This window comes from Hylemonella sp. GW821-FHT12C09, from assembly GCF_058807395.1.
Window position 1 is genome coordinate 287188 of record NZ_JBXAQQ010000003.1, and the last position, 21560, is coordinate 308747.

Sequence of the window (21560 nt, forward strand, 5' to 3'; positions counted from 1 at the left end):
CACGAGGGTGCAGGTCCCCCCACCACCGCAAGTGATCACCGTGTCCACGATTAGCGACCCAGCAGACGCAGGACCTTGCGCACGCCGAAGATGGCGGCCGCCATGGTGATCATGGCCGCGAGGACGGCCAGGACCGCCGTCTGAGCGTCGCTGATGCCGGTGGTGGCAGCGGCAACGTCGATCACGGCGAAGGACGAGAAGGACAGGGCCGACAGAGCAGCCAGAACGAGAGCTTTTTTCATTTCACATTTCCTTGAAACGGTGCGGGATTGCACCCCATACCTCTCGACGTTTCACAACGCTGGAGAGGTACAGGCTGGAATCAAGCAGGCTTTGCAGCGCCTTGAGGAGCAGCAGCACGGGGAACGGGGATGAGGCCCGTAAGCGTCGCGATGACGTCACCCTTGTTCTGACCCCACTGAGCGACTTCGAGCGCGAAGGAGGCCCGGAAAACGCCCTCCTTGACGACCTCTGCGAGACGATCAGGGATACGCAGACGACCAACCTTGTCGAGCTTGCCCTCGTCAGTCAAAAGCGCCGTCTGAGCAGTGCGGATGGTGTATTTCGAGCCATCCTTGCCGGTCTTTTCCTCCGGGGTATCGACCTTGAGGACTTGAATCGTGCTGGAAAAATTCATGATGATTACCTTGGTGAAACGGCAGGAGCGCCGCCCGAGCGACCACACGTGACCGCTGAGGCGAAGCTCATGAGACGACCCGAACGCGGTTGCACGGAGTGAACGAGGGAGAGGTGTAACCATCGGCCCAAAAGGAGCCGAGACGAACGCGACAGACACGAGCGGTAGCGCCACCGGGCCACTCAACGACAGAACCGCGCTTGACGACACGGAGGCCGGTGCAATCGAGGTTAGAGGTGCAGACCCCAGGGCCGGACGCCACCGGTTGAGCTACCAACGGGGAAGCATCGTTTGCACCCTGGGGACCGCGTAACTTTGTAGCTTGCATTACGCGCTCCTCTCACGACGGAAGGAGAACGCGAAGAGACCGCACGTAGAGGAGAAAGGCATGCCGTCAGGAGTGACACGACGGCAGATGTGGACCCAAAAACCATCGGGAGCGCCGTCAGAGCCGAGGAGTCGATAAGGACTGGGGCACTGGTAGAGGTGCGGACCGAGAACTTGCATAGGTAGCTCCATGAAGTAAGATTGAGTAACCCGCCGTGGATAAGGTAAACCATGGCGGATTACTTGGAATGTAAACCTTGGAGGATTACTATGCAAGCAATAGCCGACAAAATCAGTGGGGATAGGCTGAGAATAAAGAGCCTGGTCGAGGCCGCCGCAGAGAGATGCGGAGGGTTCAAGCAACTAGCCGACAAGATGGACGCGCACCCTCAGCTAATCAGCAACTGGAGGAACGGGGTTAAGACACCGTCGCCGGAAGCACAAGCAGAGATGGCACAGATAGCAGGGCAAAACCCACTGATAGCCGGGCTAATGGCAATGATCGAAAAATCGACAGGACCACGCCGGGAGAGGTTACAAGCAGCCTACAGAGACTGGATGCACGCAGCGGGACGAATCAGAGAACTGTAATGACCGACACCGAATTCATGGACCGCGCAGAGAGTGTCCTGCGCGCCATCGAAACCAGTTGCGACCGTATCAACGATGACAGCGATGTGGATATCGATAACCAGCGCGTCGGCGGCATGGTGACCCTGGTGTTTCGCAATCGCAGCCAGATCGTGGTGAACCTGCAGAAACCTCTGCACGAAATCTGGCTGGCGGCCCGTTCGGGCGGGTACCACTATAAATTCGACGGCCGCCAGTGGCTCGACACCAAGGGGCAGGGGGAGTTCTTCGCCAGCCTGTCGCGTTATGCGAGCGAGCAGGCCGCCACGGCGCTCGAGTTCTCCGCCTGATCAGTTGTTCTTGAACAGATCGAGGATGCGCAGTTTTTCCTCCGTGGGAGGATTGGATGCAGCAGCCGGCGTGAGCGTCGCCGCCGGCGCTGGTGCAGGGGCCGACGCTGCAGGGGTAGGGGCCGGCACGATGCCTCCGGGCGGGGGCATGACGGCTGGCATCTCATCCAGCCCCAGTGACAGCACGCCGCCATCTTTGGCATGCTCGGCATAAAGCCAGTCAATGCCTGCATGAACGACGCCTTCGGGCGGAGCGAGTTCCAGAATCGGAACGTCGCGTAGAGCATGCTCCATGTAGCTGATCCAGACCGGCAGGCTCAGGCCGCCGCCGGTTTCACGATCGCCCAGCTTGCGCGGTGTGTCGTAGCCGATCCAGGTGATGGCGGTCAGGGTGGGGTGATAGCCGGCGAACCAGGCATCCATCGAATCGTTCGTGGTGCCCGTCTTTCCATAGATGTCCGGGCGCTTCAGTGTGGCCTGCGCGCGCGCGGCGGTACCCGAGCGCGTGACCTCCTGCAACAGGGTGGAGATGACGAAGGCGTTACGCGCATCGATGGCACGCATGGATTCATCGGGCACGACCGGCTTGGCTTGGGCCAGGACCTTGCCTTTTTGCTCGGTGATCTTGCTGATCATCCAGGGGTTGATCCTGTAGCCGCCGTTGGCGAAGACCGAGTAGCCGGTTGCCAGCTGCATGGGGGTGACCGAGCCCGCGCCCAGCGCCATGGTCAAGTAGGGCGGGTGTTTTTCGGCATCGAAACCGAATTGGGTGATCCAACTCTGAGCGTAGCGCGCGCCGATGGCGTCCAGCACGCGGATGGAGATCATGTTCTTGGACTTCGCCATGCCGCGCCGCAGGGGCATCGGCCCTTCAAAGGTGCCATCGTAGTTTTTCGGTTCCCAGGGTTGGCCGCCGGTGAGTTCGGGCTCGAAGAACAGCGGGGCGTCGTTGACCACGGTCGCCGGGGTGAAGCCTTTTTCCAGTGCTGCCGAGTAGATGAAGGGCTTGAAGCTCGAGCCCGGTTGGCGCCAGGCTTGGGTGACGTGGTTGAACTTGTTCTTCTCGAAGTCGAAACCACCGACCAGGGCCTTGATCGAGCCGTTGCGCGGGTCCAGTGAAACGAAGGCCCCTTCGACTTCCGGTAATTGCAGGATCTCCCAGGTGTTTTTTGCCGTTTTCATCACCCGGATGATCGCGCCACGACGGATCTTGAGTTTGGGGCCGGCCCTGGGTTGCAGGCCGGGCTGGGCGATGCGCAGCCCTTCGCCCGTGATTTCCAGCATTTCTCCGCCGCGTCGCATGACCACGACCTTGCGCGGGGTCGCTTCGAGTACGACAGCGGCCAGCAGATCGCCGTTGTCGGGATGCTCGTCCAGCGCATCATCGACAGCGTCCTCAAGCTCGGCGACCTTTTCGGGCAGGGTGATGAATTTCTCGGGGCCCCGGTAGGCTTGGCGACGTTCGAATTCCATGATGCCCTGGCGCAGGGCCTGGTAGGCGACCTCCTGATCGTTGGAACGTATCGTGGTGTAAACGTTGAGGCCCCGCGTATAGGTCTCCTCGCCATACTGGGCAAAGATCAACTGGCGCACCATCTCCGCCACAAATTCGGCGTGGCTGCGCGTGGGGCCGGTCCCGCCAGCGTTGTTGCCCGCTGACTTGACCCGCAGATCCTGTTTTCTGGCCGTCTCTGCCTCTTCGGCCGTGATGAAGCCGTTGTCCAGCATGCGGTCGATGATGTAAAGCTGGCGGCTGCGTGCGCGCTTGGGGTTGCTGATCGGGTTGTAGGCGGAGGGCGCCTTGGGCAAGCCGGCCAGCATGGCGGCTTCGGCGATGGTGATGTCCTTGAGCGCCTTGCCGAAATAGGTCTCGGCTGCGGCGGCGAAGCCATAGGCGCGGTTACCCAGATAGATCTGGTTCATGTAGATCTCGAGGATCTGGTCCTTCGTGAGCAGGTGTTCCAGCTTGAAGGTCAGCAGGATCTCGTAGATCTTGCGTGTGAATGTCTTCTCGGAAGACAGGTAGACGTTGCGCGCCACCTGCATGGTGATGGTGGACGCTCCCTGGCTCTTGGCCTTGCCGACGTTGGCCAGGCCGGCGCGCACGACCCCTAAGTAATCCACGCCGCCGTGCTGGAAGAAGCGCGCATCCTCAATGGCCAGGACCGCATCGGTCAGGACTTGGGGGATGTTCTTGATCGAGGTGAAATTACGGCGTTCCTCGCCGAATTCGCCTATCAGTTCTCCTTCTGCTGAAAAAATGCGCAAGGGCAGTTTGGGGCGGTATTCCGAAAGGTCGGAGATGTCCGGCAGATTCGGGTAGGCCAATGCCATGGCGATGGAGACCACGATAAAAACCGAGGCCAGTCCGGCCAAGGCAACACCACCGGTCCAAAGGCCGATGCGCAGGAGCCGGCGCAGGGCGGCAGAACGAGGGGATTTCATGCCGGTCGGGCTGGAGGAGGATGCGGGCTCGGGATGGGAATCAGGGGGCATAAAATCTTTGTAAGGTCGCGTCAGCATTATAAAAATCTGGACTCCCCAAGAGGAGCACCAAGGTTCTTTTATTCCTGCCCGGTTTCTCTGCCGGAGTGAAACGCCTGCTCCCAGCTTGTTGCAATCGCATACAAATCGTCTGCTTTTGACAACGCTCCGTTGTGTCGAGTTGGGAAAAATCCTTTGCAGGACAAGGACCTAACTGCTAGCATTCAAGTGAATTCATAGGTTTGCCGGCCTCTCGCCGGTTTCTTTCAGGGGATGCTCTTGATCTCATTGGGATCCTTGTTCAGTCGCCAGCCTGAGCCCATGCTGGGTTTGGATGTCAGTTCGTCCAGTGTCAAGCTGGTCGAGTTGAGCCAGAACAAAGCTGGTCAGTATGTGCTCGATCGTTGCGCGATCGAGCCGCTGGAGCGTGGCTGGATCACGGACGGCAACATCGAAAAGTTCGATGAGGTGGCCGAGGCCGTGCGTCGCCTGATCAAGAAAAGCGGCACCAAGACGAGGAATGTGGCCATGGCCTTGCCACCTTCGGCGGTGATCACCAAGAAGATCGTCTTGCCCGGTGGGATGAGCGAGGTGGAGTTGGAGATGCAGGTGGAGGCCGAGGCCAACCAGTACATTCCCTTCCCGCTGGAAGAAGTGAGTCTGGACTTCTGTGTGATCGGCCCCAGTGCCACAACGGCAGGCGATATTGATGTGCTGATTGCCGCGTCACGCCGCGAAAAGGTCCAGGATATTCAGGGGCTGGCCGAGTCGGCCGGTCTCAAGCCCGTCATCGTCGATGTGGAGTCTTATGCTTCCCGCCTGGCGGCCAAGCGCCTGATCGCCAATCTGCCGGAAGAGGGGGTGGGGGCGATTGTGGCCTTGTTCGAGGTAGGGGCGCTGACTACCAGCATGCAGGTGATCCGGGATGACGAGGTGCTGTACGAACGCGACCAAGCCTTTGGGGGCGCCCAGCTCACCCAGCTGATCGTGCGCCAGTATGGCTTCTCGCTGGAGGAGGCCGAGTCCAAGAAGCGCAGTGGTGAGTTGCCTGAGGACTATGAAAGCAGCGTGCTGCGCCCCTTCATCGAAAGCATGGTCCAGGAAATCGGACGTGCCTTGCAGTTCTTCTTCACCAGTACGCCACATCACAAGGTGGACTACATCATGCTCGCGGGCGGGGCGGCCGCCCTGTCCGGGCTGACCGGTGCCGTGACGCAACAGTTGAGCTTTCCGTGCAGCCTGGTCAATCCCTTTGACGGCATGGAGATCGGTGACGGCGTCCGCCTCAAGAAGATGACCCGAGAGGCACCGTCTTATCTGACGTCCTGTGGCCTGGCGATGCGGAGGTTTCTGCAGTGATACTGATCAACCTGCTGCCTCATCGCGAGGCTGCACGCAAAAAGAGGCAGGATGTTTTCAACATTTCGTTGGGCGCGTCTGCACTGGTCGGCGGTCTGCTTGCCGGTATCGTGTTTCTCTGGCTTCAGGGCCAGATTTCCTCGCAAGAGGGCTTGAACACGATGCTGACCCAGGAGATCCGGAAGCTGGACAACCAGATCAAGGATATTGCCGCACTTGAGGCGGAGATTGCCGCTTTGCGTGCCCGTCAGCAGGCCGTGGAAAACCTGCAGGCTGACCGCAACATGCCGGTGCAGCTGCTGACCGAACTGACTCGCCAGTTCCCGGAAGGCGTGTACATCACCAATATGCGGCAGGACAACCAGCTGATCACCTTGCAGGGTACGGCGCAGTCGAATGAGCGGGTCTCCGAACTGCTGCGCAACCTGGCCTACAACTCTCCCTGGTTCTCCAAGCCGGAACTGGTAGAGATCGTGGCGGGTAATGTCACGTTTGGCAAAGACCAGCGGCGGGTGGCCAATTTCACCGTGCGGGTGCGCATGCTGCGTGCCAGCGAGGTGCAGCGCCCCCCTGCAGCTGCCGCCTCAGCGCCTATGGCGGTGGCTTCCCAGCCCGCCAAGCCATAAGGGGACACCGATATGGCAAGCACATCATCCTTGAATCTGAAGTTTGCGCAGTGGAAGACAGCGCTGCAGTCCCAGTTCAGCAATCTTGACCCGCGCAATCCCGTCGCCTGGCCACCGCTACCGCGTTTCGGCTTGTTCCTAGCCATTGCAGCTGCGGTGGTCGTGGCGCTCTGGTTTGTCTGGCTCAGCGGCGAGGATGAAATCCTCACCCAGGCGCGCGAGCAGGAAGTCAAGCTGCGCGAGGAATACAAGACCAAGCTGGCGAAGGCCATCAACCTCGATGCATTGCGCAAGCAGCGCGAGCAGGTTCTGCAGTACGTGACACAGCTGGAAAAGCAGTTGCCCAGCAAGGCGGAAATGGATGCCTTGCTGTCTGACATCAACCAGGCGGGGCTGGGGCGTAGCCTGCAGTTCGACCTGTTCCGCCCGGGTTCGGTGGTGATTCGGGACTACTACGCCGAGTTGCCGATTGCCATCAAGGTGACCGGTCGTTTCCATGACATGGCTTCCTTCACCGCCGATATTGCGCATCTGTCGCGCATCGTGACACTGAACAACCTCACGATGGTGCCGGGGGCCGGCCGGGACAGTTCGACACTGGTCATGGATGCAACAGCCAAGACGTTTCGCTATCTCGACAAAGACGAAATCGCCGCGCAGCGCAAGCCCGCGGGGGGTAAGAAATGAGTCTGATCCGATCTTTTATCCTGCTGATGACGGCTTTGGTGTTGGCGGGCTGTGGAGCGTCCAGCGAGGATGAGTTGCGCGCCTGGATGCTGGAGCAGCGCAACCAGATGCGCCCGCGGGTCGCCCCCCTTTCAGAACCCAAGCCCTACAAGCCGGAAGATTACGTCGACATGGCGACCGTTGATCCTTTCAGCAAGGATAAATTGTCGTCCGCCCTCAAGCGGGACGTTGTCCAGCCCTCCACGATCACCAGTGCCCTGATCGCGCCGGAACTGGCTCGGCGCAAGGAAGTCCTGGAGGCTTTCCCGCTTGACACCATGTCCATGGTGGGCAGTCTGATTCAGGAAGGGCAGCCGGCCGCCCTGGTCCGGGTCGACCGCTTGCTTTACCAGGTCAGGCTGGGCAGCTATCTGGGCATGAACTATGGACGCGTGACCAAAATCACCGAAACCGAAGTCATCTTGCGCGAAATTGTGCAAGACGCTGTGGGCGAGTGGATCGAGCGTCCCGCCACACTGCAGTTGCAGGAGAAAGTCAAATGAAAAATCAGATTATGTGGACGCGCTGGGCTGGCGCCATGGTCGTGGCCATGCTCGGTGTTTCTGCACTGGCACAGACCGCTGGTACGCAAGCGTCAGAGGCGGTTCCTGCGATGCCCGCGCAGCCCATTATCGAAGCCGTGACCGGCTCCCTGCAGAGTGGGGCAGAGGTTGTCAAGATCGATCTGTCACAGCCTTTGACGGTCGTGCCCAATGGTTTTTCCATCAAATCGCCGGCCAAGATTGCGCTGGATATTCCCGGTGTGGGCAACGCCATGGGTCGCTCCACGGTTGAGGTCAATCAGGGCAATTTACGCTCGGTCAATCTTATCCCCGCCGGAGACCGTACCCGGGTGGTGCTGAATTTGAAGCAGGCGACCAATTACAAGGCTGAATTGCAAGGCAAGTCGTTGCTGGTCACGCTGGATCCCGTCGCGGCGACCGCTGCACCCGCTGCAACGGCATCCACCTTTGCCGAAAGCAAGAGTCGTGAAACCCTGCCGATCAAGGACCTCGACTTCCGTCGTGGCGTCAGCGGCTCGGGTCGCGTGGTGGTCGCCTTGCCCAATAGCCAGGTGGGTGTTGACATACGCCAGAGCGGGCAGACCCTGGTGGTCGAGTTCATGAAATCCAGTTTGCCCGAGGGTTTGCGCCGCAAGCTTGACGTGACCGATTTCGGGACGCCTGTGCAGACCGTGACCGCCTTCCAGGTAGGTGACCGTGTGCGCATGGTGATTGAACCCAAGGGTGCCTGGGAGCACAGCGCCTATCAGAGCGATGACCAGTTCGTGGTTGAAATCAAGCCCCAGCGTGTTGACACTGCCAAATTGACGCAGGGGCCGGGCTATAACGGGCAGAAGCTATCGCTGAATTTCCAGAACATCGAAATCCGTGCCCTGTTGCAGGTGATTGCCGATTTCACCAACTTCAACGTAGTGACCTCCGATTCGGTGGCTGGAAACGTCACTTTGCGCTTGCAGGACGTGCCCTGGGACCAAGCCTTGGACATCATTTTGCAGTCCAAGGGCCTGGGCTTGCGCAAGAATGGAAATGTGCTGTGGATCGCGCCCAAGGACGAGATCGTGGCCAAGGAAAAGCTGGAGCGTGAGGCCAACGCTGCACTCGAGACGCTGGAGCCCGTGCGCACTCAGTCTTTCCAGCTCAACTATGCCAAGTCCATCGACGTCGCCCGACAGCTCATGGGTGTTGGCGCTGTGGGTGCTGTTGGCGCGCCTGGGGCAGCTGGTGGAGCCGCAGGTTCCAGTTCACGTATCTTGAGCCCCAGGGGCAGTGCCATCGCCGAGCCCCGTACCAACCAGCTCTTCGTGACCGACATTGGCAGCAAGCTGGAGCAGGTACAAGATCTGATCGCCAAGCTGGACGTACCCGTGCGCCAGGTTCTGATCGAGGCGCGCATCGTCGAGGCCTCCGATACCTTCGGTAAGTCGCTGGGTGTCAGGCTGGGTGGGGGCATGAACGCGAGCACCGATTCGACGGGGGCTGGAGCCCAGTTCGGGCCGACTTACAACGCTGCGTCAGCCGGTACGACCTCCGGTACGTTTGTCAATCTGCCGGGCGGTGGCCAGGGTGGCTTTAATGCGGCAACTTTCGCCGTTTCGATCTTCGGAGAGAACGCGGCCCGATTCCTGAACCTTGAGATTTCCGCACTGGAGGCTGATGGCAAGGGCAAGGTGGTGTCCAGTCCGCGTGTGGTCACAGCGGACAAGGTGAAGGCGATTATCGAGCAAGGTACCGAGCTTCCGTATCAGGTGGCTTCGGCCAGTGGTGCGACCTCGATTGCTTTCAAGAAAGCCAACCTGATGCTTGAGGTGACTCCGCAGATCACGCCCGAAGGCAATGTGATCCTGGAGCTGGATATCAACAAGGACACGGTGGGGCAGTCCACGCCAGCCGGCTTTGCCATTGACACCAAACACGTGAAGACCCAGGTACTGGTCGAAAACGGCGGTACCGTGGTGATCGGCGGCATCTTCACCCAGCTTGAGCGCGAAGATACGACCAAGGTCCCCTTCTTCGGCGACTTGCCCGGGATCGGCGCCTTGTTCCGTAACAAGTCGAGGGTGTCCAACAAGCAGGAGATGCTGGTCTTCATCACGCCCAAGACACTGACGGACCGCGCGTCCCTGCGCTGACCGGCCACACTCGCGGGTCCTGTCTTGATCATCAGTCTGGTCGGCTTGCCGGGTTCCGGCAAGTCTACGGTCGGGCGGCAGCTTGCCCGCCGGCTTCAGCTGCATTTCAGCGATTCCGACCAGCTCATCGAGCAACGTATCGGCTGCCCGATTCGCGAGTACTTCGAGCGGGAAGGGGAGGCCTCCTTTCGTGACATCGAGGAACAGGTGCTCGACGAGTTGACGCAGCAGTCGGGTGTCCTGTCGACCGGCGGGGGTGCCGTGCTCCGGGACGCCAACAGACAGCGCCTGCATACGCGTGGCAAGGTGGTGTACTTGAAGTCGACACCTGAAGAGTTGATCCGCAGGCTGCGGCACGATACCCAGCGTCCACTCTTGCAGGTCGGCGATCCCTTGCAGCGACTCCGGGAGCTGTATGCCGTGCGCGACCCCCTTTACCGGGAAACGGCGCACTTTGTCATCGATACCGGCCGCCCCTCCGTCGCCACGCTGGTCAACATGATCGTGATGCAGTTGGAGCTGGCGGGCGTCGTTCCCCAGAATTGATCGTCAATGCCCCACCGGCTGTTTGTGCCTCGGCCAGTGCCCTAAACTCGGGGGATGTCTCAAAGTACCGATCTGAACCGGCCAGCGCCCCTGCAGGTGCGCATTGAGTTGGGCGAACGTAGCTATCCGATCCTTATCGGCAGCGGACTCTTGGTGCAGTCCGAGAGCTATGCCGGTGTGCCACGCGCAGCACAGGCGCTGATCGTCAGCAACACCACAGTGGCGCCTCTTTACGTGGCCAAGCTCAAGCAGGCGCTGCAAGCGCATTACGGCCACGTGCGGGTCGTTGAGTTGCCGGATGGCGAAGCACACAAGGACTGGCAGACCCTGAACCTGATCTTTGATGCCTTGCTGGCCCACGCCTGTGATCGCAAGACCGTGCTGTACGCCCTGGGCGGAGGCGTGGTGGGCGATATGACCGGCTTCGCGGCGGCAAGTTATATGCGTGGTGTGCCCTTTGTCCAGGTGCCGACCACCTTGCTGGCACAGGTGGATTCCTCGGTCGGTGGGAAGACGGCCATCAACCACCCTCAGGGCAAGAACATGATCGGCGCCTTCTACCAGCCACAGCGTGTGATCTGCGATCTGGATACCCTCAAGACCCTGCCAGAACGAGAGCTCAGCGCCGGACTTGCCGAGGTCATCAAATACGGACCGATCGCCGATATGGAACTGCTGGATTGGCTGGAGTTGAACATGGACGCCCTGCGGGCGCGTGATCCGTCTGCTCTGGCACATGCTGTGCGGCGCAGTTGTGAAATCAAGGCCGCGGTGGTGGGCCAGGATGAACGCGAGGCCGGGCTGCGGGCCATCCTCAATTTCGGTCACACCTTTGGGCATGCCATCGAGGCGGGCATGGGTTACGGTGCCTGGCTGCACGGGGAAGCTGTGGGCTGTGGCATGGTGATGGCGGCCACGCTGTCAGAGCGGCTCGGTCTGATCAACCACGCCCTGGTGCAGCGCCTCAAGGTACTGATCGCACGGGCCGGCTTGCCCGTGACGGGCCCGCAGCTGGACGGCAAGGACAACGCGGGGCGCTACCTGGAGCTGATGCGCGTGGACAAGAAAGCCGAAGCCGGGGAAATCCGCTTTGTCGTGATCGAGGCTCCGGGCCGGGCTGGCGTGCGTGGCGCGTCTGATGCACTGGTGTGTGAGGTCATCGATGCTTGCTGCTTACGCCAGTGACCCGGCCTGCACGCGTGGCCGTCGGTATCCGGAGGCAATTGCCCCCACACGTACCGATTACCAGCGCGATCGCGACCGCATCGTCCATTCCACCGCCTTTCGTCGCCTGGTCTACAAAACCCAGGTCTTTCTGAACCACGAAGGCGACCTGTTTCGCACCCGTCTCACGCACTCGCTGGAGGTCGCGCAGCTGGGACGGTCGATTGCCCGTTCTCTGGGTCTGAATGAGGACCTGGTCGAAGCGATCGCGCTGGCGCATGACCTAGGGCATACACCCTTCGGGCACGTCGGGCAGGATGCGCTCAATGAATGCATGGCCGGTCACGGCGGTTTCGAGCACAACCTGCAGAGCCTGCGTGTGGTGGATCGGCTGGAGGAGCGTTATCCAGCTTTCGACGGGCTCAATCTGACCTTCGAGACGCGCGAGGGCATCCTCAAGCATTGCTCGCGCGCCCATGCCGAGCAGATTGAGGCCGTCGAGCCGGGAGGGGTGGGGGCGCGTTTTCTGAATCGCACACAACCCAGCCTGGAAGCGCAGTTGTGCAATATGGCCGATGAAATTGCCTACAACGCCCACGATATCGACGATGGCGTGCGCTCGGGCCTGATCACGCTGGAACAGCTGGAGTCCGTCCCTCTTTTCGAGGGTTATCGCCTGCAAGCGCTGAGGGAGTATCCGCAGCTTGCTGAGGCTGATGCAGGGCGCAGGCTACTCTACGAGACCATACGGCGCATGCTCAGTGCTCAGGTCTACGACGTGATCGAGACCACGCAAAACGAGTTGGCACGCCTGCGGCCGCAAAGTGCTGCTGACATTCGACATCTGCCGGCCTTGATGTCTTTCAGCGCCGAAATGCGCGAGCGTTCGATCGTGCTCAAAAAATTCCTGTTCCAGAACCTGTACCGCCACCCGACTGTGATGCAGACCACTGGCCTGGCACGGCAGGTCATCCAGGAGCTCTTCGACTGCTACCGCCAGCTGCCTGGCGAAATGCAGTCTGGACATGCTGCCCGAGCACGTGCCGCCCAGGGGACGGAGGACTCCGAGAGTGCCCTGTTGCGCGTGGTGGCTGACTACATTGCCGGCATGACCGACCGGTTTGCGGGTCGTGAGCATGAAAGGCTCACCGGCAAGAGGTTGTGGGGATGACGCGCCAGGGAGTTCAACCGGCCTATGTAGTGATTGCCGCCGGCGTGGCCGCTGCACTGCACGTGGGCAAGCTTTCGCCCGCCCTGCCTGTGCTGGAGCGGGCGCTGGGGGTGACCTTGCTGCAGGCCGGTTTCCTGCTGTCCCTCGTACAGCTGGCCGGCATGGTCCTGGGGCTGGCGGTGGGCCTTGCGGCGGATGGCATGGGGCTGCGGCGCAGCATGCTCAGCGGTCTGCTGTTGCTGTCTCTGGCATCCCTGCTGGGCGGCTGGGTCCAGGATGCCGACACACTGCTGGCATTGCGTGCCGTGGAGGGCTTGGGCTTCCTGCTGGTGTCCATGCCGGCGCCCAGCCTGATCCGCCATCTGGTGGAGCCGCAGCGCATGAGTGTCATGCTTGGACTGTGGGGCACTTATATGCCCCTGGGTACAGCGCTTGCATTGCTGTGTGGCCCTTTGGTCATTTCGCTGAGCGGGTGGGAGTTCTGGTGGTGGAGTCTGGCCGTGCTCACGCTGGGAATGGCCGGGTGGGTGTGGCGCGTCGTTCCCTCGGACCAGCTGCGCGCTCCGTCCCCGGTTTCAGCCCTTGCCTCACCACAGCGCGCCTGGATCCTGCGCCTGAGTCAGACCCTCAGTGCGCCAGGCCCGTGGCTGGTGGCGCTCAGCTTTGCGGTGTACTCGGGGCAGTGGCTGGCGGTGATCGGCTTTTTGCCCACCATCTACGCGCAGGCTGGTGTTGCCGGTGGTGTCAGTGCGGTGCTGACCGCACTGGTTGCGGCGGTGAACATGGTGGGGAATATCGCGTCCGGGCGTCTGCTGGGGCGCGGTGTGCGACCGCAAGTGCTGCTTCACACCGGCTTTGCGGTCATGGGCCTGGGGACACTGCTGGCCTTCTTTGTGTGGCCGCTGGCGGCTGAGGGCGTGGGGTTGCCGGTCACGGTGCGTTTTGTTGCGGTGCTGGTCTTCTCCATGGTGGGGGGCATGATTCCCGGGACCTTGTTTTCGCTGGCGGTGCGCTTGGCGCCAGGGGATGGAACAGTGTCCACCACGGTCGGCTGGATGCAGCAGTGGTCCTCGCTGGGTCAATTCGTCGGGCCGCCTCTGGTCGCCTGGGTCGCCAGCGGCGCGGCTGGTTGGCACTGGACCTGGGCGGTGACGGGCGCCTGTTCAGGCGTGGGATTGCTGCTGGCCTGGCGCCTGGGCCTTAGGATCAGGGCATGACACCATCACAGGATATTCTCCCCGCCGCGTTTGCAGAAGCTGTCCGGCAGGACATGCAGATCTGGCTGGAGCGTGCCGTGATCGGGCTCAACCTCTGCCCGTTTGCCAAGAGCGTGCACGTCAAGGGCCAGATTCAATGGGTCGTGAGTCCCGCCCGCGATGTGCAGGGCGTCCTAGACGATCTCGCGCGCGAGTTGCGGGAACTGCAGGCCAGCGATCCGGCACAAAGAGATACGACCGTGTTGGTGCTGCCTTTGTGTCTCGCGGATTTTCTGGATTTCAATGATGTCCTGGCGCAGGCCGATGCGGTTCTGACAAAACTGGGGCTGCAGGGTGAGCTGCAGATCGCCAGTTTCCATCCGCAGTTCCAGTTCGCCGGTACTGACGCCGACGACATCAGCAACTACACCAATCGTGCACCCTATCCCGCCTTGCATCTATTGCGCGAGGCGAGCATCGACCGGGCCGTCGAGGCTTTCCCGGAGGCGGGGGCCATCTATGAAAGGAACATGCAGGTCCTGGAACAGCTGGGACATGTCGGTTGGAACGCCCTGGGGATCGCTCGCCATGCCCGGGACGTCAAGCCCGAAGGCGGAGCCGGAGGTGACGCATGAAACAAGGACAAGTCAAAGACCGCAAGTCCGGCCAGGCGAAGGGTGAGCTGGTGCCAGCGCAGCCACTGGCCTCCGAAATCCGCCCAGGGCAATCGATCGAGCTGCTCAAGGAGCTGCACATCCTCACGCGCGAGGGCAAGCTCAACCAGGATTCGCGGCGCAAGCTCAAGCAGGTTTACCACCTCTTCCGCTTCATTGAAGAGATCTTGCTGGACTTGCAAGCGCAGAGGAAAGACCGTGCGTCGGATGAGCGCGGGATCACCTTGGCGGACCACGGTGCCGGTAAGTCTTATCTGGGTTTTATCGTATACGACCTCTTTTTCAAGCAAAACCCGAGCGGGCATGTCTACGGCATCGAGACCCGGCCAGACCTCGTGCAGAAGTCGCGCGACTTGGCGGCCCGTCTGGGTTTTGGGCGCATGTCTTTTCTCAACCTCAGCGTGGCCGAATCCATGCAGGCCAGTGAGTTACCTGCGCGCATCGATATCGTGACGGCGCTGCATGCCTGTGACACGGCCACCGACGACGCCATGGCCTTTGGCTTGCAGAAGCAGGCGCTTTACATGGTGCTGGTGCCCTGCTGCCAGGCCGAGGTGGCGCGAACCCTGAATTCTGGCAAGGCACTGTCCTTGTCGCGTACGCCGCTGGCAGAGTTGTGGCGCCATCCCCTGCATACCCGCGAAATGGGCAGCCAGATCACCAACGTACTGCGGTGTCTGTACCTGGAAGCCATGGGGTACCAGGTGACAGTGACGGAACTCGTGGGCTGGGAGCACAGTCTCAAGAATGAACTCATCATTGCGCGGTACACCGGCCAGCGCAAGCGAGCGGCGGCCCAGCGCCTGCAGGCGATACTTGAAGAGTTCGGACTGACGGGCCTGCTGTCAACCCGCTTCCGTTTGCCGGAGGGTCAACCGCCGGTGCCGTCTGACGTTGTTTGAGGATGTGGCCTGATCGTGCAGGCATGAAATTTTTATAGAGGATCGAATCATGAAGAAGCTTTGGATGTGGGGGGTCGTTCTGGCGCTGGCCGGTTGTGCGAGCAGCAGCCCGGATGTGATCCAGCGCGGCGACGCCCAGCGCCTGTCAACCGTGGTTGATGCGGTGGTGCTCTCGGTACGCACGGTGACGGTTGAAGGCAGCCAGTCGGGCGTGGGCGCCACGACCGGTGGTGTGGTCGGTGGTTTGGCGGGTTACGGCGCCGGCAGCGGGCAACGCGAAGCGCAGATCATCGGGATCCTGGGCGCGGCCGCTGGCGCCGTGGCCGGCAACGTGATCGAGCGTGCGGGAACCCGCGAAGAGGCTTACGAAATTCTCGTCCAGCTCAAGAATGGCGAACGGCGAGCCCTCGTGCAGGCCAAGGGCGAGGAAGTGTTCCAGCCGGGTGAGGCGGTCATCCTGATCACCACCAGTGGCAAGGTACGTGTGGCCAAGGCGCCCAAACAATAAACAGGGCCAGAACAACTTATGATGGTGCGGCCACCCGCCCCGCACCATCATGGCCCGTCTTCCCCGTCTCAGTGTTCCAGGTTATCCGCACCACGTCATCCAGCGTGGCAATAACCGGCAGGCCATTTTCCTGGCCGATGCCGATCGCCTGCGCATGCTGGAACTGCTTGAGGACCATGCGCGTCAGCATGAAGTGGCCGTCCATGCCTATGTGCTCATGGACAACCACTTCCATCTGCTGCTGACACCCCAGACGGGCGATGGTCTGTCGCGTTTGATGCAGGCGGTCGGTCGTCGCTATGTGCGCTATTTCAATGACGGCCACGGTCGCAGCGGGACCTTGTGGGAGGGGCGCTACAAGTCCACCCTGATCGAGGCTGAGAGCCATCTGTTGGCCTGCATGGCCTACATCGACCTGAACCCGGTGCGTGCCGGTCTGGTCGCCATGGCGCGCGACTATCCCTGGTCCAGCCATGCGCATTACGCCGGCTTGCGGGTAGACCGCATGGTGACGCCTCATCCGCTCTATTGGGGGCTGGGCAACACGCCTTTTGCCCGTGAGGCCGCCTATGCCCAGCTGGTGCAGGAGGGGCTGAGCCAGCAACAACAACTGGCCTTGACCGAGTCGGCCATGAAAGGATGGGCGCTTGGAAGCCCCGATTTCATGGCGGCACTGCAGACGAAAACCGAACGTCGCCTCAGCAAATCGCATCCAGGTCGTCCCAGTTCCAGGGCGCCCCCGGTCTGATGGACCCGCTGCTTCATTCCCGGGCCATGGCCAGAATGCATTTAATCTGGCCCCAATTAATTTGACAGCGAAAAAGTAAAAAAATAATAGGAATCTGACCCTGATTATTTCCCTTGGAAATATTGTTGCGGTGCACTATGCTAACGACCCCTGCGAAATATTTAGGAGCGCGCCATGACCACGGCTGCCGAGATTAAGCATCTCCAAGAAAACGGTTTGTATTCGAGCGCCAACGAGCACGACGCCTGCGGCGTGGGTTTCGTCGCGCACATCAAGGGCCACAAGACCCATGACATCGTGCAGGGCGCGCTCAAGATCCTTGAAAACCTCGATCATCGGGGCGCAGTGGGCGCTGACAAGCTCATGGGCGACGGCGCCGGCATCCTGATCCAGCTGCCGGATACCCTGTACCGCGAGGAGATGGCCAAGCAAGGCGTCACCCTGCCGCCGCCCGGCGAGTATGGCGTGGGCATGATCTTCCTGCCCAAGGAACATGCTTCCCGCCTGGCCTGCGAGCAGGAGATGGAGCGTGCCATCAAGGCCGAAGGCCAGGTTCTGCTGGGCTGGCGTGATGTGCCGGTCAACCGCGACATGCCGATGTCGCCCACCGTGCGCGAGAAGGAGCCGGTGCTGCGCCAGGTCTTCATCGGTCGCGGCAGCAACGTCATCGTGCAGGACGCACTGGAGCGCAAGCTTTACGTGATCCGCAAGACCGCGAGTGCCGCCATCCAGGCCCTGCAGCTCAAGCACAGCAAGGAATACTACGTTCCCAGCATGTCCAGCCGTACCGTGGTCTACAAGGGCCTGCTGTTGGCCGACCAGGTGGGCACCTACTTCCTGGACCTGCAGGACAAGCGCTGCGTCTCGGCCTTGGGTCTGGTGCACCAGCGTTTCTCGACCAATACCTTCCCGGAGTGGCCGTTGGCCCACCCCTATCGTTATGTGGCGCACAACGGCGAGATCAATACCGTCAAGGGCAACTACAACTGGATGAAGGCACGCGAAGGTGTGATGTCCTCGCCGGTGCTGGGTGAAGACCTGCAGAAGCTTTATCCGATCAGCTTTGCCGGCCAGTCCGATACCGCCACCTTCGACAACTGCCTGGAGCTGCTCACCATGGCTGGCTACCCGATCAGCCAGGCCGTGATGATGATGATCCCCGAGCCGTGGGAGCAGCACACCACCATGGACGAGCGCCGCAAGGCCTTCTACGAATACCACGCCGCCATGCTCGAGCCCTGGGACGGCCCGGCCTCCATCGTGTTCACCGACGGCCGCCAGATTGGCGCCACGCTGGACCGCAACGGCCTGCGTCCCTCCCGTTACTGCATCACCGATGACGACCTGGTCATCATGGGCTCCGAGTCGGGCGTGCTGCCGGTGCCGGAGAGCAAGATCGTGCGCAAGTGGCGCCTGCAGCCCGGCAAGATGTTCCTGATCGACCTGGAGCAGGGTCGCATGATCGATGACGAGGAACTCAAGGCCAGCCTCGCCAACAGCAAGCCCTACAAGCAGTGGATCGAGAACCTGCGCATCAAGCTTGACGACGTCGAGACCGGCGCCGCCGAGGCGCCCGCCGCCGATGCCGCCCGGCTGCTGGACCGCCAGCAGGCTTTCGGCATGACGCAGGAAGACATCAAGTTCCTGATGGCGCCCATGGCCGTCAACGGGGAAGAGGGCATCGGCTCCATGGGCAACGACAGCCCGCTGGCCGTGCTGTCCGACAAGAACAAGCCGCTGTACAACTACTTCAAGCAGCTGTTCGCCCAGGTGACCAACCCGCCGATCGACCCGATCCGCGAAGCCATCGTCATGTCCCTGGTGTCCTTCATCGGCCCCAAGCCGAACCTGCTGGACATCAACCAGGTCAACCCGCCCATGCGCCTCGAGGTGAGCCAGCCCATCCTGGACTTCTCGGACATGGCCAAGCTGCGCAATATCGAGGCCACCACGCAGGGCAAGTTCCGCAGCGCCACGCTGGACATCACCTATCCGCTGGTCTGGGGCCACGAGGGCGTGGAAGCCAAGCTGGCGTCGCTGTGCGCCGAAGCCGTGGACGCCATCAAGGGCGGCAAGAACATCCTGATCATCAGCGATCGCGCCGTCAGCGCAGCGCAGGTGGCCATCCCTGCGCTGCTGGCCCTGTCGGCCATCCACCAGCATCTCGTGCGTGAAGGTCTGCGCACCTCGGCCGGCCTGGTGGTCGAAACCGGCACCGCGCGCGAAGTGCATCACTTCGGCGTGCTGGCCGGTTATGGTGCCGAAGCGGTGCACCCCTACCTCGCGATGGAAACCCTGGCTGCCATGCACCAGGACCTGCCGGGCGACCTGAGCGCCGACAAGGCCATCTACAACTACATCAAGGCGATCGGCAAGGGCCTGTCCAAGATCATGTCCAAGATGGGCGTGTCGACCTACATGAGCTACTGCGGCGCCCAGCTGTTTGAAGCCATCGGTATCAACGACGCCACCATCGAGAAGTACTTCACCGGCACGCCCAGCCGCGTGGGCGGTATCGGCGTGTTCGAGATGGCCGAGGAGGCCATCCGCATGCACAAGGCTGCCTACGGCAACGATCCGGTGCTGGCCACCATGCTGGATGCCGGCGGCGAATACGCCTGGCGCACCCGCGGCGAAGAGCATATGTGGACGCCTGATGCGATTGCCAAGCTGCAGCACAGCACGCGTGCCAACAGCTTCGGCACCTACAAGGAATACGCGCAGATCATCAACGACCAGAGCAAGCGCCACATGACGCTGCGCGGCCTGTTCGAGTTCAAGCTCGATCCGGCCAAGGCCATTCCCGTCGAGGAAGTGGAGCCGGCCAGCGAGATCGTCAAGCGCTTCGCTACCGGCGCCATGTCCCTGGGCTCCATCTCCACCGAGGCGCATGCCACGCTAGCCGTGGCCATGAACCGCATCGGCGGCAAGAGCAATACCGGCGAGGGCGGCGAGGACCCGGCGCGCTACCGCAACGAGCTCAAGGGCATCCCGATCAAGAAGGGCGAGACGCTCAAGAGCGTGATCGGCGCCGAACAGGTTGAAGTCGACCTGCCGCTGGAAGCCGGTGACTCGCTGCGCTCCAAGATCAAGCAGGTGGCCTCGGGTCGCTTCGGTGTCACGGCCGAATACCTGTCCAGTTCGGATCAGATCCAGATCAAGATGGCCCAGGGCGCCAAGCCGGGCGAAGGCGGCCAGCTGCCGGGCGGCAAGGTGTCCGATTACATCGGCAAGCTGCGCTACTCGGTGCCGGGGGTGGGTCTGATCTCGCCGCCGCCGCACCATGACATCTACTCGATCGAGGATCTGGCCCAGCTGATCCACGACCTCAAGAACGTGGCGCCGCACGCCAGCGTCAGCGTCAAGCTGGTGTCCGAGATCGGCGTCGGCACCATTGCCGCCGGTGTCGCCAAGTGCAAGAGCGACCACGTCGTGATCGCCGGCCATGACGGCGGCACGGGCGCCTCGCCCTGGTCGTCCATCAAGCACGCCGGCAGCCCTTGGGAAATCGGCCTCGCCGAAACGCAGCAGACCCTGGTGCTCAACCGCCTGCGCGGCCGCATCCGCGTGCAGGCCGACGGCCAGATGAAAACCGGCCGTGACGTCGCCATCGGCGCCTTGCTGGGTGCTGACGAGTTTGGCTTCGCCACCGCACCGCTGGTGGTCGAGGGCTGCATCATGATGCGCAAGTGCCATCTGAACACCTGCCCGGTGGGGGTGGCCACGCAGGACCCGGTGCTGCGCAAGAAGTTCTCGGGCAAGCCCGAGCACGTGGTGAACTTCTTCTTCTTCATCGCCGAAGAAGTGCGCCAGATCATGGCGCAGCTGGGTATCCGCAAGTTCGACGAGATGATCGGCCGCGCCGACCTGCTCGATGTCCGCAAGGGCCTGGAGCACTGGAAGGCCCGTGGCCTGGACTTCAGCCGCCTGTTCGCGATGCCCGTCGTGCCCACCGGCGTGCCTCGCTTCCACGTGGCCGAGCAGGAACATGGCCTGGAGAAGAGCCTGGACCGTGTGTTGATCGAGAAGTCCAGGGCCGCCATCGACAAGGGCGAGAAGGTCCAGTTCATGGAAGTGGTGCGCAACGTCAACCGTTCCGTGGGTGCCATGCTCTCGGGCGCGCTGACCAAGGTGCACCCGGAAGGCCTGGCCGATGACACCTTGCGCATCCAGCTCGAAGGCACGGGGGGACAGTCCTTCGGCGCGTTCCTGGCGCGCGGCATCACGCTGTACCTGATCGGTGACGCCAACGACTACACGGGCAAAGGCCTGTCGGGCGGCCGCATCGTGGTGCGACCGAGCATCGATTTCCGTGGCGAATCCACGCGCAACATCATTGTCGGCAACACCGTGATGTACGGCGCCACCAGCGGCGAGGCCTTCTTCAGCGGCGTGGCCGGCGAGCGTTTTGCCGTGCGCCTCTCGGGTGCCAATGCCGTCGTTGAGGGCACCGGTGACCACGGCTGCGAGTACATGACGGGGGGCACCGTGGCAGTGCTGGGCAAGACCGGTCGTAACTTCGCGGCCGGCATGAGCGGCGGCCTGGCCTACGTCTACGACGAGGACGGTCAGTTTGCAGCGCGTTGCAACACCGCCATGGTCTCGCTGGACAAGGTGCTGCCGGCGTCTGAGCAGGAAAAGAACATCCCGCGCGCGATCTGGCACCGTGACCAGACCGACGAGGCCCAGCTCAAGAAACTGCTGGAAGACCACCACCGCTGGACCGGCAGCAAGCGCGCACGCGAGTTGCTGGACCATTGGACCGAGGCCCGCGCCAAGTTCGTCAAGGTGTTCCCGAACGAGTACAAGCGCGCCCTGGGCGAGATCAACGCCAAGAAGGCTGCGCCCGCGCCCGCCAAGGCCGCGGCCAAGAAAGAAGCCGCTGCGGCGAAGTAAGAAGAAGGACGAAGGAATACATC

19 protein-coding genes are annotated in these 21560 nt (G+C 61.8%); 16 read left to right on the top strand and 3 right to left on the bottom strand.

What is annotated here, in order from left to right; translation table 11 throughout:
- Window positions 1-50: 50 nt before the first annotated feature.
- A complete protein-coding gene (locus AC1RRP_RS07190) occupies window positions 51-242 on the bottom strand; it encodes a major capsid protein (protein ID WP_493034621.1) in 192 nt (63 codons plus the stop codon).
- A gap of 80 nt (window positions 243-322) precedes the next feature.
- Window positions 323-637 (bottom strand): hypothetical protein, encoded by a 315-nt coding sequence (locus tag AC1RRP_RS07195; protein ID WP_322271644.1) that lies wholly within the window; start codon window positions 635-637, stop codon window positions 323-325.
- Window positions 638-1234: 597 nt separating this feature from the next.
- On the opposite strand from AC1RRP_RS07195, the gene AC1RRP_RS07200 reads away from it, so the two are divergent.
- The gene (locus tag AC1RRP_RS07200) at window positions 1235-1555 is read left to right on the top strand and encodes a hypothetical protein (protein ID WP_493034623.1); all 321 of its coding nucleotides are present in this window, start codon (window positions 1235-1237) and stop codon (window positions 1553-1555) included.
- The gene (gene cyaY / locus AC1RRP_RS07205; RefSeq protein WP_493034625.1) at window positions 1555-1884 is read left to right on the top strand and encodes an iron donor protein CyaY; all 330 of its coding nucleotides are present in this window, start codon (window positions 1555-1557) and stop codon (window positions 1882-1884) included. The genes AC1RRP_RS07200 and cyaY overlap by 1 nt, the downstream gene beginning before the upstream one ends.
- On the opposite strand, the gene AC1RRP_RS07210 is transcribed toward cyaY, so the two are convergent.
- On the bottom strand, window positions 1885-4380 hold the full coding sequence (locus AC1RRP_RS07210) for a penicillin-binding protein 1A (RefSeq protein WP_493034627.1): 2496 nt from the start codon (window positions 4378-4380) through the stop codon (window positions 1885-1887).
- Between the two features lie 267 nt (window positions 4381-4647).
- Between AC1RRP_RS07210 and AC1RRP_RS07215 the strand changes: the two genes are divergently transcribed.
- The 14 genes from AC1RRP_RS07215 to AC1RRP_RS07280 all read left to right on the top strand — a co-directional run bounded on the left by AC1RRP_RS07215 (window position 4648) and on the right by AC1RRP_RS07280 (window position 21537).
- A complete protein-coding gene (locus AC1RRP_RS07215) occupies window positions 4648-5727 on the top strand; it encodes a pilus assembly protein PilM (RefSeq protein WP_493034629.1) in 1080 nt (359 codons plus the stop codon).
- Window positions 5724-6353, top strand: coding sequence for a PilN domain-containing protein (locus tag AC1RRP_RS07220; RefSeq protein WP_493034631.1), 630 nt, complete (start codon window positions 5724-5726; stop codon window positions 6351-6353). Before AC1RRP_RS07215 ends, AC1RRP_RS07220 begins: the two co-directional genes overlap by 4 nt.
- 12 nt (window positions 6354-6365) lie before the next feature.
- The gene (locus AC1RRP_RS07225; protein ID WP_493034633.1) at window positions 6366-7040 is read left to right on the top strand and encodes a type IV pilus inner membrane component PilO; all 675 of its coding nucleotides are present in this window, start codon (window positions 6366-6368) and stop codon (window positions 7038-7040) included.
- Window positions 7037-7582 (top strand): pilus assembly protein PilP, encoded by a 546-nt coding sequence (locus tag AC1RRP_RS07230; protein WP_493034634.1) that lies wholly within the window; start codon window positions 7037-7039, stop codon window positions 7580-7582. The genes AC1RRP_RS07225 and AC1RRP_RS07230 overlap by 4 nt, the downstream gene beginning before the upstream one ends.
- Window positions 7583-7629: 47 nt before the next feature.
- Complete coding sequence (locus AC1RRP_RS07235) at window positions 7630-9732, top strand: type IV pilus secretin PilQ (RefSeq protein WP_493034908.1); 2103 nt, start codon at window positions 7630-7632, stop codon at window positions 9730-9732.
- 24 nt (window positions 9733-9756) lie between these two features.
- A complete protein-coding gene (locus AC1RRP_RS07240; RefSeq protein WP_493034636.1) occupies window positions 9757-10278 on the top strand; it encodes a shikimate kinase in 522 nt (173 codons plus the stop codon).
- Window positions 10279-10332: 54 nt separating this feature from the next.
- Window positions 10333-11463 carry a 3-dehydroquinate synthase gene (aroB, locus tag AC1RRP_RS07245; RefSeq protein ID WP_493034638.1) on the top strand — a complete coding sequence of 377 codons (1131 nt, stop codon included), beginning with the start codon at window positions 10333-10335 and terminating at the stop codon, window positions 11461-11463.
- The gene (locus AC1RRP_RS07250) at window positions 11441-12613 is read left to right on the top strand and encodes a deoxyguanosinetriphosphate triphosphohydrolase (RefSeq protein ID WP_493034640.1); all 1173 of its coding nucleotides are present in this window, start codon (window positions 11441-11443) and stop codon (window positions 12611-12613) included. The genes aroB and AC1RRP_RS07250 overlap by 23 nt, the downstream gene beginning before the upstream one ends.
- On the top strand, window positions 12610-13830 hold the full coding sequence (locus AC1RRP_RS07255) for an MFS transporter (protein ID WP_493034643.1): 1221 nt from the start codon (window positions 12610-12612) through the stop codon (window positions 13828-13830). The genes AC1RRP_RS07250 and AC1RRP_RS07255 overlap by 4 nt, the downstream gene beginning before the upstream one ends.
- The gene (locus tag AC1RRP_RS07260) at window positions 13827-14444 is read left to right on the top strand and encodes a DUF1415 domain-containing protein (protein ID WP_493034644.1); all 618 of its coding nucleotides are present in this window, start codon (window positions 13827-13829) and stop codon (window positions 14442-14444) included. Before AC1RRP_RS07255 ends, AC1RRP_RS07260 begins: the two co-directional genes overlap by 4 nt.
- Entirely contained in the window at window positions 14441-15385 is a 945-nt protein-coding gene (locus AC1RRP_RS07265; RefSeq protein ID WP_493034645.1) for a class I SAM-dependent methyltransferase, read from the top strand. The genes AC1RRP_RS07260 and AC1RRP_RS07265 overlap by 4 nt, the downstream gene beginning before the upstream one ends.
- Before the next feature lie 49 nt (window positions 15386-15434).
- Window positions 15435-15893: an outer membrane lipoprotein gene (locus AC1RRP_RS07270; protein WP_493034647.1), complete on the top strand. Its 459-nt coding sequence runs from the start codon at window positions 15435-15437 to the stop codon at window positions 15891-15893.
- A 49-nt stretch (window positions 15894-15942) separates the two neighbouring features.
- The gene (locus tag AC1RRP_RS07275; protein WP_493034648.1) at window positions 15943-16641 is read left to right on the top strand and encodes an REP-associated tyrosine transposase; all 699 of its coding nucleotides are present in this window, start codon (window positions 15943-15945) and stop codon (window positions 16639-16641) included.
- A 174-nt stretch (window positions 16642-16815) separates the two neighbouring features.
- A complete protein-coding gene (locus AC1RRP_RS07280; protein WP_493034649.1) occupies window positions 16816-21537 on the top strand; it encodes a glutamate synthase-related protein in 4722 nt (1573 codons plus the stop codon).
- The last annotated feature ends 23 nt before the right edge of the window (window positions 21538-21560 follow it).